The sequence below is a fragment of the Burkholderia sp. 10_S31 genome, assembly GCF_056930375.1.
In genome coordinates, this window is record NZ_JBXOWK010000001.1 from 41,286 (window position 1) to 55,627 (window position 14,342).

9 protein-coding genes and 1 pseudogene are annotated in these 14,342 nt (G+C 67.3%); 5 read left to right on the forward strand and 5 right to left on the reverse strand.

From position 1 onward, the window contains the following. Positions 1-10 precede the first annotated feature (10 nt). Both AC1Z3W_RS00195 and AC1Z3W_RS00200 read right to left on the reverse strand, forming a co-directional pair. The gene (locus AC1Z3W_RS00195) at positions 11-1,429 is read right to left on the reverse strand and encodes an LLM class flavin-dependent oxidoreductase (RefSeq protein WP_483506591.1); all 1,419 of its coding nucleotides are present in this window, start codon (positions 1,427-1,429) and stop codon (positions 11-13) included. A 10-nt stretch (positions 1,430-1,439) separates the two neighbouring features. Continuing rightward, the gene (locus AC1Z3W_RS00200; RefSeq protein WP_057925684.1) at positions 1,440-2,300 is read right to left on the reverse strand and encodes a MetQ/NlpA family ABC transporter substrate-binding protein; all 861 of its coding nucleotides are present in this window, start codon (positions 2,298-2,300) and stop codon (positions 1,440-1,442) included. Positions 2,301-2,712: 412 nt separating this feature from the next. Here AC1Z3W_RS00200 and AC1Z3W_RS00205 point away from each other — a divergent pair, with 412 nt between their 5' ends. From AC1Z3W_RS00205 to AC1Z3W_RS00225, 5 genes are all read left to right on the forward strand, one after another. Then, entirely contained in the window at positions 2,713-4,077 is a 1,365-nt protein-coding gene (locus AC1Z3W_RS00205) for a 2-hydroxycarboxylate transporter family protein (protein ID WP_057925683.1), read from the forward strand. Positions 4,078-4,236: 159 nt separating this feature from the next. After that, the gene (locus AC1Z3W_RS00210) at positions 4,237-6,150 is read left to right on the forward strand and encodes a sensor histidine kinase (protein ID WP_124832700.1); all 1,914 of its coding nucleotides are present in this window, start codon (positions 4,237-4,239) and stop codon (positions 6,148-6,150) included. Continuing rightward, positions 6,140-7,501, forward strand: coding sequence for a sigma-54-dependent transcriptional regulator (locus AC1Z3W_RS00215; RefSeq protein WP_124832699.1), 1,362 nt, complete (start codon positions 6,140-6,142; stop codon positions 7,499-7,501). Before AC1Z3W_RS00210 ends, AC1Z3W_RS00215 begins: the two co-directional genes overlap by 11 nt. Positions 7,502-7,526: 25 nt before the next feature. Further along, positions 7,527-7,868: a DUF3579 domain-containing protein gene (locus AC1Z3W_RS00220; RefSeq protein ID WP_057925680.1), complete on the forward strand. Its 342-nt coding sequence runs from the start codon at positions 7,527-7,529 to the stop codon at positions 7,866-7,868. Positions 7,869-8,140: 272 nt separating this feature from the next. Then, positions 8,141-8,995: an alpha/beta fold hydrolase gene (locus AC1Z3W_RS00225; RefSeq protein WP_124832698.1), complete on the forward strand. Its 855-nt coding sequence runs from the start codon at positions 8,141-8,143 to the stop codon at positions 8,993-8,995. Positions 8,996-9,099: 104 nt separating this feature from the next. Here AC1Z3W_RS00225 and AC1Z3W_RS00230 read toward each other — a convergent pair. The 3 genes and pseudogenes from AC1Z3W_RS00230 to ceoB form a co-directional block, all read right to left on the reverse strand. After that, a pseudogene (locus AC1Z3W_RS00230) lies at positions 9,100-9,355 on the reverse strand (chlorhexidine efflux transporter); the annotation flags it as partial. 183 nt (positions 9,356-9,538) lie between these two features. Next, positions 9,539-11,074, reverse strand: coding sequence for a multidrug efflux transporter outer membrane subunit OpcM (opcM, locus tag AC1Z3W_RS00235; protein WP_483506593.1), 1,536 nt, complete (start codon positions 11,072-11,074; stop codon positions 9,539-9,541). Between the two features lie 10 nt (positions 11,075-11,084). Continuing rightward, entirely contained in the window at positions 11,085-14,300 is a 3,216-nt protein-coding gene (ceoB, locus tag AC1Z3W_RS00240; RefSeq protein WP_124832697.1) for a multidrug efflux RND transporter permease subunit CeoB, read from the reverse strand. Positions 14,301-14,342: the final 42 nt, after the last annotated feature.

A 14,342-nucleotide genomic window follows, 5' to 3' on the forward strand; every position in this document is an offset into this window, starting at 1 on the left:
TCCGTCACGTTCATGCATGCGCGGGATGCGCGGGTTCCGTTGCCGGCACGGCGGGCAGCCGGTGCTGCGCGCCCGTATGCCAGGCCGGCAGCCGTGCACCGGCGCCGAACAGTTTCTCGCGCAGCGTCGGCGCGGGATCGTAGTCTTCCTTGTAGATGCCGCGGTTCTGCAGCTCGGGCACGACCCAGTCGACGAAATCCTCGAACGACTCGGGCATCACGGTGCGCGTCAGGTTGAAGCCGTCGATGCCCGTCTCGTCGATCCACGACTGCAGTTCGTCGGCGACCTGCGACGGCGAACCGACGATCGGCGCGTAGCGGCCGCCGAGCGACATCTGTTCGAGCATCCGGCGCACGGTCCACGTGCCGGTCGTGCTCTTGCGCGAGATCGCGTCGACGGCCGACTGGATCGAATCGGTCTTCACGTACGAGATCGGTTCGTCGAGGCCGTACTTCGCGAAGTCGATGCCGGTCGAGCTCGCGAAATGCGCGAGGCCGGCTTCGGGGCTCGCGTAGCGCCGGTATTCGTCGAACTTCTCGCGCGCGAGCCGCTCGGTCTCCGCCGTCACGACACTCACGCCCGCGAAGATCTTGATCGACGCCGGATCGCGCCCCTGCCGCACGGCGGCCGCGCGGATGTCGAGCGCCGCCGCGCGCGCAGCAGCCTTGCTCTGCCCGTTCACGAACACGCACTCCGCATGCCGCCCCGCGAACTCGACGCCGCGCGCGGACGAACCGGCCTGGTACAGCACCGGCGTGCGCTGCAGCGACGGTTCGCTCAGGTGGATCGCATCGATCGAATAGAACGGCCCGTCGTGCTTCACGCGCCGCACCTTGCCCGGTTGCGCGAACACGCGCGCCTGCGTGTCGCGGATCACCGCGTCGTCGTCCCAGCTCCGTTCCCACAGCTTGTAGACGACGTCCATGTAGTCGTCCGCGCGTTCGTAGCGGTCGTCGTGACCGATCTGCTGCGCGAGGCCCATTCCGCGTGCGGCGCTGTCGAGATAGCCGGTCACGATGTTCCAGCCGACGCGCCCCTTCGTCAGGTGGTCGAGCGTCGACATCCGGCGCGCGAACAGGTAAGGCGGCTCGTAGGTCAGGTTCGCGGTCACGCCGAAGCCGAGATGTTGCGTGACCTGCGCCATCGCGGACACGAGCAGCAGCGGATCGTTGACGGGCACCTGCACCGATTCGCGCAGCGCGGCATCCGGGCCACCGCCGAACACGTCGTACACGCCAACGATGTCCGCGAGAAAGATCCCGTCGAACTTGCCGCGTTCGAGCGTCTTCGCGAGATCGGCCCAGTAGTCGAGATCGGTGTAGTGCGCGGAGCGGTCGCGCGGATGCGTCCACAGACCGTGGTTGATGTGCCCGACGCAATTCATGTTGAACGCGTTGAGCAGGATCTTCTTGCGGTTCGCCGTCGTCATGTCGCCTCCGTCACCACGCGATCGCGTACAGCGAGCCGAACGCGTTGTCGAGCGCACGGCGCACCGCGGGCGAGTGCTGGTAGATCGCGATGAACTGGCGGATGCGCGGATCGTTCACGCTCTCGGGCCGCACGACCCACTGGATCGCGAAATTCTTGTTCTCGGTGCCGTCGAACAGCAGCGCGCTGTTCGGGTCGGCCGTGCCGGCAAGCTTGATGAAGCTCGGGTAGCCCTGCGCGAGGTCGACGTCGTCGAGCGAGCGCGCGAGCTGCGACGCCTCGAGCGGGATGATCTTCAGGTGCTTCGGGTTGGACACGATGTCGTGCGTCGTCGCGCGGTAGTCGGCACCCGGCTTCAGCGTGATGAGGCCCGCGCGCTGCAGCAGCAACAGCCCGCGCCCGCCGTTCACCGGATCGTTCGCGATCGCGACGCGCGCGCCGTCCTTCAGCTCGGCGAAACGTTTCACCTTCTTCGAATAGAGGCCGATCTTCATGATCGTGCCCGGTGCGATCGACACGAAGTCGTAGCCGCCCTGCTTCTTCGCGTTCTCGAGGAACGGGATGTGCTGGAAGTAGTTGACGTCGATGTCCTTGTTCGCGAGCGCCGCGTTGGGCGTATTCCAGTCGGTGAACTCGACGATCCGCACGTCGAGTCCCTGCGCCTTCGCCTCCTTCGCGGCGATCTTCAGCGCTTCGATCTGCGGGCTCGTCGAGATGCCGACCTTCAGCGGCGCGGTGTCGGCGCGCGCGCCGCCCGGCAGCGCGACGCCGAGCAACACCGCGAGCAGCGCGGCCGTCAGCAGCCGGGCCGGCCGGATGAGCCTTACGACACGGCTGGCGGAAAAGGGGGCGGAAAAAACGGCATGCAGCATGGGACCACTCTCCTGTCCAAAGACGGTATCGACGGATGAGCGACGCCGCGGCGAACGCGCGGGCGTTCTCCGGACAGTCGTCGTCGCATCGGAAAAGGATCAGCCGATGATAGAGAGCGGCAGGAAGGCGGTCTACGAAGCGATTGTGCGAAGAAAATCGCGCGCGGCGATATGGCACGCGATCAGGGCCGGCCGCCCGGCCGCCCGGCCGAAATCTCGGCCTGCGCGCCGGGCGGATTCCGAAATCTCGGCCAGCCTGGGCTGAAGCCATTTCATCATACGAAACAAATCCCTTATGAATCAAAGAATTAAAAATATTCCGGCAGACCGGATTTCTGGCACGGGGGTTGCGTAATAGACGGCACACGATGCCGCGAAGCCATGCTGGCATTCCAACATCAGGAGACACGTCTTGCAGACATCTATCCATACCCAATCCAGTCCGGAGCCGATTTCCGAGGCCGGTCCCGCCACGCGCGAACGCTTCTGGCCGGAAGGCTGGTGGAAGCTGATGGAAATCCGCATCGGCATCATCCCGCTGCCGGTCTACGTGATCCTGTTCGGGCTGATCGTCGGCTTCGCGGTCACGGGCAAGGTGCCCGGCGAGATTTCGATGGCGATCGCCGTGCTGGCGTTCTTCGGCTTCACATGCGCGGAACTCGGCAAGCGCCTGCCGCTCCTGCGCAACATCGGCGCGGCCGCGATCTTCGCGACCTTCGTGCCGTCGGCGCTCACCTACTACCACGTGCTGCCGAAGCCGGTGCTGAACCTCACCGTCGAGTTCACGAAGTCGACGAACTTCCTGTACCTGTTCATCGCGTCGATCATCGTCGGCAGCATCCTGAGCATGGACCGGCGCGTGCTGATCCAGGGCTTCGTGAAGATCTTCATCCCGCTCGCCGCCGGCTCGGTCGCGGCCGCGATCGTCGGCACGGCGGTCGGCACGGCGCTCGGCCTCGGCGCGCGCCACACGCTGCTGTACATCGTCGTGCCGATCATGGCGGGCGGCGTCGGCGAAGGCGCGATTCCGCTGTCGATCGGCTATTCGGAACTGATGCACCTGCCGCAAGGCGAGATGTTCGCGATGGTGCTGCCGCCGGTGATGCTCGGCAGCCTGACCGCGATCATCCTGTCGGGCGCGCTCGACATGCTCGGCAAGCGCCTGCCGCACCTGACCGGCAACGGCCGCCTGCAGGTCGGCGAAAACGGCGACATGACGCCGGAAAACGAAGAGATCCGCGGCCACGTCGACGTCACGCACATCGCGGGCGCCGGCATCACGGCGATCACGCTGTACCTCGTCGGCCTGATGGCACACAAGCTGTTCGGCCTGCCCGCGCCGGTCGCGATGCTGTTCCTCGCGGTGCTGGTGAAGCTCGCGCGCGCCGTGTCGCCGCCGCTGCAGGAAGGCGCATTCGTCGTCTACAAGTTCTTCTCGACCGCCGTCACGTATCCGCTGCTGTTCGCGATCGGCGTCGCCATGACGCCGTGGGACAAGCTGACCGCCGCCTTCACGATCGTCAACGTCGTCACGATCGTGTCGACCGTCGCGACGCTGATGGGCACCGGTTTCGTGGTCGGCCGCCTGCTGAAGATGTACCCTATCGACACCGCAATCGTGAACGCCTGCCACAGCGGGCAAGGCGGCACCGGCGACGTCGCGATCCTGACCGCCGCGAACCGGATGCAGCTGATGCCGTTCGCGCAGATCGCGACGCGCATCGGCGGCGCGATCGTCGTCACGGTAACGCTGATCCTGGTCGCGCACTTCGGATGATGCGCGGCCGCGCGCACCGTCGCGCAGGCTGCTTCGCACGCGCCGCCGCCGGCTCTGCCGGCGCGCGGCGCGCGTCGTTCCAGCGGGGCGATTGCGGAGGGCCGGTCGCGAAAGGTTGGTTGCGGACGGCCGGTTGCGGACGGCCGGTTGCGGGCTTCGATGAGGGCGAACGTGCAGAAGAGCTTCAAGGGAATCCCGTGGTGGGGCTGGGCGTCGGCCGCCGTGCTGTATGTCGGCGTGGCGGGCGCGGCGGTCGATTTCGCGTGGGAACGCGCGATCGACGCGCTCGAGGAAACCGGCGCGCACCGGCTCGACCTGTATGCGTCGAGCCTGAAGAGCGAGCTCGGCCGTTTCGAGATCCTGCCCGGCCTGGTCGCGCGACAGGATGGCGTGCGCGCGCTGCTGAAGGCCGCGCCGCAGGACCGCACCGCGCTCGCTCACACGGTGAACACGTATCTCGAGGCCGTGAACCGCGACGCAGGCAGCGGCGCCGTCGACGTGATCGACCTGCGCGGAGAAGTGATCGCCGCCAGCAACTGGAACGAGACGATCAGCTTCGTCGGCACGAACGTGTCATACCGGCCGTACTTCAAGGACGCCCTCGCGCACGGCAGCGGCCGCTTCTTCGGGATCGGCACCAATACCGGCGTGCCGGGCGTCTACTTCGCGAGCGCGGTGCGCGACGGCGGCGTGCCGATCGGCGCGGCGGCCGTGAAGATCAGCGTCGACCCGCTCGAATCCGCGTGGCGCGCGCCGGGCGTCGCGGCGATGGTGGTCGACGGCAACGGCGTGGTCGTGATCTCGACCGAGCCGGCGTGGAAATTCACCGCGCTGCGCCCGATCACCGCGCAGCAGCAGCGCGACATCCAGGCGTCGCGGCAATACGCGGGCCGCACGGTCGACGTGCTGCCGTACCGCCACATCGGCGACCGCAGCGCCGCCGCGTGGTTCGGCACGTTCCCCGACCCGCGTCACACCGGCCGCAACACGCGCTATCTCGTGATGTCGCGCCCCGCACCGCAGGCTGGCGATTCGCTGATGGTGCTGCTCGACATCGCCGGCGCGCGGCGCCAGCAACAGACCGCGTTCGTGTTCGTCACCGGCGCGTTTCTGATCGCCGCACTGCTGGTCGGCTACGCGATCCAGCGCCGCCGGGCGATCGTCGCGCGGCTGAACGCGCAGGACGCGCTGCGCCGCGCGAACGACCGGCTCGAGCTGACCGTCGCGCAGCGCACCGCTGCGCTGACGGCCGCGAACGAGCAGATGCAGCGCGAGATCGTCGAACGCGAACGCACCGAGCAGCGGCTGCGCGATTCGCAGCAGGAAGTCGTGCATGCGGGCAAGCTCGCGGTGCTCGGGCAGATGGCGGCCGGCCTCACGCACGAGCTGAACCAGCCGCTCGTCGCGATCCGCACGCTGTGCGACAACGCGCGCACGTTCTTCGAGCGCGGCCAGCCGGCACCGGCGTACGCCAATCTCGAACGAATCGGCAAGCTCGTCGACAGCATGGCCGTGCTCACCGGCGAGCTGAAGACCTTCGCGCGCAAGCCCGACGTCGAGCGCGTCGCCGTGTCGCTGAACGAGGCCGTCGCGCATGCGCGGCTCATCTACGATGCGCGGATCCGCGACGAAAGCGTGCAGCTCGACGTGAACATCGTGCCGGGCACGACGGTGTCCGCCGAATCGAGCCAGCTGCAGCAGGTGATCGTGAACCTGCTCGGCAACGCGCTCGACGCGGTGCACGACGCGCCCGTGCGGCGCATCGTCATCGAAGCCGCCAAGGCGGACGAATCCGACGATTCGGACGATGCGGACGAAGCCGGTCGCGTGCGCTTCACCATCGCCGACAGCGGCGCCGGCATCGCGCCCGAGGTGCTGCCGCACCTGTTCGAGCCGTTCGTCACCACCAAGCCGCGCGGCCAGGGCCTCGGGCTCGGCCTCGCGATCACGTCCCGCATCGTCGAGGCGTTCGGCGCGAAGATCGCCGCGACGAACCGCGACGCAGGCGGCGCGCAGTTCACCATCGAATTCGCGGCGGCGACGCCGCAACAAAGGACAGAGCATGGAAGATGAGATTCGCGTGCTGGTCGTCGAGGACGATGAAAACGTCCGGATCGGCGTCGAGCAGGCCGTCGCGCTCGCCGGGTTCCCGGTCGACGCGTTCGCGTCGGCCGCCGACGCGCTCGCGCACGTCGCGCCCGGCGCGCCCATCGTGATCGTGTCGGACGTGCGGATGCCGGGCATCGACGGGCTGCAGCTGCTCGAGCGCGTGATGACCGTCGATGCGCAGATCCCGGTCGTGCTGATCAGCGGCCACGCCGACATCTCGACGGCCGTCGGCGCGATGCAGGACGGCGCGTACGACTTCATCGAGAAGCCGTTTTCGTCGGACGTGATCGCCGGCCGCGTCGCGCGCGCGGTCGAAAAGCGCCGGCTCACGCTCGAGGTGCAGGGGCTGCGCGCGGCGCTCAACAACTGGCAGGGCATCGAGGCGTTCGTGCTCGGCAAGTCGCCCGCGATGGCCGACGTGCGCAAGAAGATCCTGCGCCTCGCCGATACGTCGGTGTCGGTGCTGATCACCGGCGAGACGGGCACCGGCAAGGAACTGATCGCGCGCAGCCTGCACGACTTCGGCGGACGGCGCGATGCGCATTTCGTCGCGCTGAACTGCGGCGGCCTGCCCGAGCAGGTCTTCGAGAGCGAGCTGTTCGGCCATGAGGCCGGCGCATTCACCGGCGCGATCAAGAAGCGCATCGGCAAGATCGAATGGGCGCACGGCGGCACGCTGTTCCTCGACGAGATCGAGACGATGCCGATTCCGCTGCAGATCAAGATGCTGCGCGTGCTGCAGGAGCGCGTGGTCGAGCGGCTCGGCGCGAACGAGCTGATTCCGGTCGACTGCCGTGTCGTCGCCGCGTCGAAGGCCGATCTCGCCGAGCTCGCGGCCGACGGACGCTTCCGCGCCGACTTGCTGTATCGGCTCAACGTCGCGCAGATCGAGCTGCCGCCGCTGCGCGAGCGGCGCGAGGATGTGCCGCTGCTGTTCGAGCATTTCGTGCTCGCGGCCGCGCGGCGCTTCGGACAGCCGGCACCCATCGTCACGGCTGCGCAGGTGTCCGAACTGATGACGCATGCATGGCCCGGCAACGTGCGCGAACTGCAGAACGTGGCCGACCGCTTCGTGCTCGGCCTGACCGGCGACAGCCTGCTGTCGTCGGGCGGCGCACCCGCGACGGGCGGCACGCTCGCGGAGCAGCTCGCGTATTTCGAGCGGATGCTGATCGAGGACATGCTGCGGCGTCACAACGGCAACGTTGCGGACGCAAGCGTCGCACTCGGCATGCCGAAGAAGACGCTCTATCACAAGCTGCGCAACCTGCGGATTCCCGCGCGCGGCGACGCTGCGGCCGACGGCGGCGAATGACGCGAACGAGGATACGCACATCAGCATGGATCGCATCGACATCACCGAACACGACCGCCTCATGGGCCAACCCCGCGGCCACCTGATCCGCGGCGTGACCCGCGCGCAGAAGACCTTCCGCCCGAGCGACTGGCCCGAACGGCTCGCGGGCGTCATCACGCTGTTCGTCGGCGAACGGCGGCCCGGCTATCCGTGCGCGCTGTCGCGGCTCGCGATGCCGGTCGTCGACGGCGGCGTCAAATGCCTGGTCGTGTCGGACGAATTGCGCGACGTGTGTGCGGATGCGTTCGACTTCGCGATGCAGTTCGCCGCCGACAACGACCTTCCCGTCGAGCTTCAGACCGCGCCCGCGCTGGCGGTGCGGTGACGGGCGGGCCGCGTTCGGCGGCCCTTCTTTCTCCCTTTCTCCCCTTTTTCCTCGCGCCCCGATGCGCGTGTGCGCAGGCATTCGCACGCGTTTTCAACCGAGAAATCAATCGTCGGATGATTGAAAGATTCGACACATCACCACGCCCCGACAAGGGTTTTCAGCCGAGCCATCAATAAAATTGATCGTGACGATGAAAATTATGCGTTTTCCTTGCAGGTCGCCGTGATGCATAGTTGCGTCGTGTTGACGCACCTTTGAGTCTTTCAGCCATGAACATGCGAATCGAGCCTTCGGTGCTCGCGAACCCCGACCTGCAATTTGCGACGCTTTCGTCGGGCATCAGCCTGCCGTATGTCGAGCGGGGCAGCGGCGCGCCGATGGTGTTCGTGCACGGATCGTTGTGCGACTACCGTTACTGGGATCCGCAACTCGCCTCGCTGTCGGCGCACTACCGCTGCATTGCACCAAGCCTGAGCCACTACTGGCCGGCCGTCGAAGCGGGCATCCAGGACGAGTTCAGCTGGCAGAACCACGTCGACGAGCTCGCCGAATTCATCGACGCGCTCGATCTCGGCCCCGTGCATCTGGTCGGCCATTCGCGTGGCGGCAGCATCGCGTTCAACGTCGCACGCCAGCATCCGCAGCTCGTCGACACGCTCACGCTCGCCGATCCGGGCGGCCCGCTGCAGCAGCAGCCGGGCGTGCGCGAAGCCGCGCTGCCGGCTGCCGCGATCGCACTGCGCACGAAGGCCGTGAACCTGATCGGTCAAGGCGAAGTCGAAACCGGCCTCGAGATGTTCGTCGATTCGGTGAGCCTGCCCGGCGCATGGAAGAAGAGCACGTCGCGCTTTCGCACGATGGCGATCGACAACGCAAGCACGCTGCCGAAGCAGCTGCGCGATCCGCTGCCCGCCTATTCGCAGCACACGGCATCGGATATCGCATGCCGCACGCTGCTGATCGACGGCCAGCGCAGCCCGAAGATGTTCCGCAACAACGTCGACACGCTGTCGCAGTGGATCGGCGATGCACAACGGCAGACCGTCGCCGGTGCGTCGCACGGGATGAACGCGGCGAGCCCCGCGGTGTTCAACCGTTACGTGCACGAGTTCGTCGCCGCGTAAGGTTCACGCGCGGCTCGCGGGCGGCATGCGCGCCGCCCGTTACCCCCCTCTCTTCCGAAACGAAACGATGCGGGCTGGCCCGTGTCGATTCGTTTTCCTATCCGTTACGCGACCGGCTCGGCCTTGCGCGTCACCGCATCCGGCAATCCGAACACGCTGTCGAACGACCCGTTGCACGCGAACGTGAAGATCGGGAAGAACACGATCGGCACCGCATCGTAGCGGAACGCCTGCGGCAGCGACACGTCGAGCCACCACGCGCTCAGCGGGATCAGGCACGTCACCAGCGATCTGGAATCCGATCGCGTGCCAGACGCGCCGCCCGACGGTGCGCGTGGTTTCCGCTCGCCGACGTTCCCACGGGTGCGTGCGGCGGGGCACCGCCGCACGCACCGTTCGCCGGTGCTGCACGAGCTTGACCGTTAGTTGCGATATCAGCCCGACGCTCCATGAAAAACCCCCGGTCACGCAGGCCTGAGCCTGCATGCCGGGGGCTTCGATTCGCGACCGACGGCCGGGGCGACGAATCGCCGCCGTTCACGCTCAGCGCGCAGCCACCTCCGCCTGGCCCGTCGCCGCATCGCCGACCGCCACCGGCGCCGCCCCCCAACCGCCGCCCAGCGCGCGAATCAGGTTCACGGTCGACACCGCCTGCGCACCGGTCAGCTGGTTCGCCTGCAATTGCGACTGCAGCACCGACCGTTCGCTGTCGATCACGTCGAGATACGCGACCTCGCCTTCCTGATACTGCGTACGCGACAACGTCGCCGCCCGGCGCGACGCATTGACCGCCGCATCCTGTGCGCGAATCTGGTCGTCGAGCAGACGCAGATCGGCGAGATTGTCCTCGACCTCGCGGAACGCGACGAGCACCTGCTGCCGGTAGTTCGCGACCTGCTCGTCGTACTGCGCGCGCGCCTGCTGCACGCCGGCCGCACGCCGTCCGCCGTCGAACAGCGGCAGCGTCAGCGCGGTACCGGCGAACGGCCCGAGCAGGAACGTGCGGCTCGACCACAGGAACAGGTTGCCGAGCGTCGACGCCTCATACCCGAACGCACCCGTGATATCGAGCTTGGGGAAGTACGCCGACTTCGCGAGACCGATCCGCGCATTCGCGGCCGCCATCGCACGCTCGGCCGCCGACACGTCCGGGCGCCGTTCGAGCAGCGCGGACGGCAGGCCCGCGGGGATCTTCACCGCGACCGGCACGATCGGCGTCTCCTTGAACGCGAAGTCCGCAGGCGCCTTGCCGAGCAGGATCGCGAGCGCATGCTCGGACGCCGCGCGGCGGCGCGCGACGCCGACCGCATCGGCCTGCGCGGTCGCCAACTCGTTCTTCGCACGCGACACGTCGAGTTCGCTGATGTCGCCTTCGTTGAAGCGGCGCTGCACGAGCTTCAGCGCCTGGTCACGCAGTTCGACCGTGCGACGGTACAGGTCCTGGTCCGAGTCGAGCTGGCGCAATTCGAAGTAGTTCTGCGCGACGTCCGCCTGCAGCGCGAGCTGCACCGAGCGGAACAGCGCTTCGCTCTGCGCCTGGTCGGCACGCGACGCCTCGACGTTGCGGCTCACGCGGCCGAACAGGTCGGCCTCGTAGGACACCGTGCCCTGTGCGCGCCACAGCGTCGCGGTGGTCGGGCCCGTGCCCTGCGGCTGGAACTGCGACGCCGACGACAGCCCCTCGCGCGTCGGCCCGAACCCGGCGCCGACCTGCGGGAACCACTGCGAGCGCGCGGTGCGGGTCGCCGCACGCGCTTCCTCGACGCGCGCGGCCGCGGCCTTCAGGTTCTGGTTGGCGGCGAGCGCCTGCGACTCGAGCGCGTCGAGCACCGGATCGCCGAACGCCTTCCACCATTCGCCGCGATGCTCGCCGTCGGCCGGTTCGGCGGTCTTCCACGTGCCGGCCTGTTCGCCGGCCGTGAGCGTCGGCGCTTCCTTGAACGCCGCGGGCGTCGACACATCCGGGCGCTTGTAGTCGGGCCCCACCGCGCACGCGGCGAGCAGCGTCGCGAGCAGGGTGCTCGCGGCCGCCACCTTCGCGAAGCGCATCAGGCCAATCGAGTTGTACATGTTGTCCATCTTGTTTTCCTCAAGCATCCGAAGCCGGCACGCCCGTAGCCGGCGCACCCGAAGGCGACACGCCATAGCCGGCCGAGTCCTTGCCGGCGACGTGGATCTTGCCGCCCGCCAGCGTGCGCAGCACGACATAGAACACCGGCGTCAGCATCAGCCCGAACAGCGTCACGCCGAGCATCCCGAAGAACACCGCGATACCCATCGCATGCCGCATCTCGGAGCCCGCGCCCGTCGACGTGACGAGCGGCACGACGCCCATGATGAATGCGATCGACGTCATCAGGATCGGGCGCAACCGCAGGCGGCTCGCCTCGATCGCGGCCTCGAGCGGCGTCCTGCCGTCATGCTCCAGTTCACGTGCGAATTCGACGATCAGGATCGCGTTCTTCGCCGACAGCCCCACCAGCACCATCAAGCCGATCTGCGTGAAGATGTTGTTGTCGCCCTGCGTAAGCCACACGCCCGTGAGCGCCGACAGAATGCTCATCGGCACGATCAGGATCACCGCCAGCGGCAGCGTCAGGCTTTCGTACAGCGCGGCGAGCACGAGGAACACGAGCAGCACGCTGATCGGGAACACCCACATCGCCGAATCGCCCGCGAGGATCTGCTGGTACGTGAGGTCGGTCCATTCGAACCGCACGCCACGCGGCAGCGTTTCATGCGCGATGCGCTCGATCGCGGCCTGCGCCTGCCCCGACGAGAAGCCCGGCGCCGGGCCGCCGTTGATGTCGGCCGCCGTGTAGCCGTTGTAGCGCACGACCATTTCCGGACCGAACGTCGGCGTCACGGTGACGAGCGACGACAGCGGCACCATTTCGCCCTTGTCGTTGCGCGTCTTCAGCTGCAGGATGTCGTCCGCGCGCTGACGGAACGGTGCATCGGCCTGCACGCGCACCTGGTACACGCGTCCGAAGCGATTGAAGTCGTTCACGTACAGCGAACCGAGATACACCTGCATCGTGTTGAACACGTCGGTGACCGGCACGCCGAGCTGCTTCGCCTTCACGCGGTCGAGATCGACGTTCAGCTGCGGCACGTTGATCTGGTAGCTCGTGAACAGCGGACCGAGTTCCGGCGCCTGCTGCGCACGCTTGATGAAGTCGTTGGTCGCATCCGACAGCTTCGCGTAGCCGACCGCGCCGCGATCCTCGATCTGCATCTTGAACCCGCCGAGCGTGCCGAGGCCGAGCACCGGCGGCGGCGGGAACACCGCGACGAACGAGTCCTTGATCGCACCGTATTTCTGGTTCAGCGCACCGGCGATCGCACCGGCCGACAGCGCCTTGCCGTGCCGTTCCGAGAACGGCTTCAGCGTGACGAACACGATGCCCGCGCTCGAGCTGTTGGTGAAGCCGTTCACCGACAGCCCCGGGAACGCCACCGCGCTCTCCACGCCCGGCTGCTTCAGCGCGATCGAGCCCATGTCGCGAATCACCTTCTCGGTGCGGTCGAGCGACGCGCCGTTCGGCAACTGCGCGAACGCGATCAGGTATTCCTTGTCCTGCGCGGGCACGAAGCCGCCCGGCACGACCTTCGACACGAGCACGGTCGCGCCCACCAGCACGAGGTACACGCCGAGCATCAGCGTCTTGCGCGACAGCACGCCGCGCACGCCGCGGCCGTAGTTCTCCGCGCCGCGATGGAACACCTTGTTGAAGCGCTTGAAGAAGCCGCCGAGCACGCGGTTCATCACGCGCGTGAGCCAGTCTTCCTTGTCGCCATGCCCCTTCAGCAGGATCGCGGCCAGCGCCGGCGACAGCGTGAGCGAGTTGAACGCCGAGATCACCGTCGAGATCGCGATGGTCATCGCGAACTGCTTGTAGAACTGGCCGGTCAGGCCCGACATGAACGCGAGCGGCACGAACACGGCGACAAGCGTCAGCGCGATCGCGATGATCGGCCCGCTCACCTCCTGCATCGCCTTGTAGGTCGCCTGCCGCGCGTTCATCCCGCTTTCGATGTTGCGCTCGACGTTCTCGACCACCACGATCGCATCGTCGACCACGATACCGATCGCGAGCACCATCCCGAACAGCGACAACGCGTTGATCGAATAGCCGAAGCCGAGCAGCAGCGAGAACGTGCCGATGATCGACACCGGCACCGCGATCAGCGGAATCAGCGATGCGCGCCAGGTCTGCAGGAACACGATCACGACGATCACGACCAGCGCGATCGCTTCGAGCAGCGTGTGCGCCACGGCCTTGATCGACGAACGCACGAACTGCGTCGGGTCATAGACGATCTTGTAGTCGACGCCCGCCGGCATGTCCTGCTTCAGCTCGGCCATCGTCTTGCGCACTTCGTCGGAGATCTGCAGCGAGTTCGCGCCCGGCGACTGGTTGATCGCCATCGCGACGGCCGGCTTGTTGTCGAGCAGCGAGCGCAGCCCGTATTCGGACGCGTCGAGCTGGATCCGCGCGATGTCGCGCAGGTGCGTGACGCCGCCGTCCGGCGTCGTCTTCACGACGATGTCGCCGAACTCGTCTTCCGTCTGCAGACGGCCGCGCGCGTTCACCGACAGCTGCAGCGGCGTGCCGGGCAGCGACGGCGATGCACCGATCACGCCGGCCGCGACCTGCACGTTCTGCTCGCGGATCGCCTGCACGACGTCCTCGGCCGACAGCCCGCGCTGCGCGACCTTCTGCGGATCGAGCCACACGCGCATCGCGTAGTCGCCCGAACCCCACAGCTGCACCTGGCCGACGCCCTGGATCCGCGACAGGCGATCCTTCACGTTGATCAGCGCGTAGTTGCGCAGATAGGTCATGTCGTAGCGGTTGTCCGGCGAGATCAGGTGGACCACCATCGTCAGCGTCGGCGAGCTCTTCACCGTCGTGATGCCGAGCCGCTGCACGTCTTCCGGCAGGCGCGGCAGCGCCTGGTTCACGCGGTTCTGCACGAGCTGCGTGGCCTTGTCCGGATCGGTGCCGAGCTTGAACGTGACGGTGATCGTCATGTTGCCGTCGCTGTTCGCCTGCGACTGCATGTAGAGCATGTCCTCGACGCCGTTGATCTGCTCCTCGAGCGGCGACGCGACCGTCTCGGCGATCACTTTCGGGTTCGCGCCCGGGTACTGCGCCTTCACGATCACGGAAGGCGGCACGACTTCCGGATACTCGGAGATCGGCAGCAGGAACATCGCGATCACCCCGCCGAGCAGGATGATCACCGATAGGACTCCTGCGAAGATCGGCCGGTCGATAAAGAATTTGGAAATGTTCATGGGTTGCTCTGTCTGGTTGAACGCGGATGCGAAGCGGCTGGC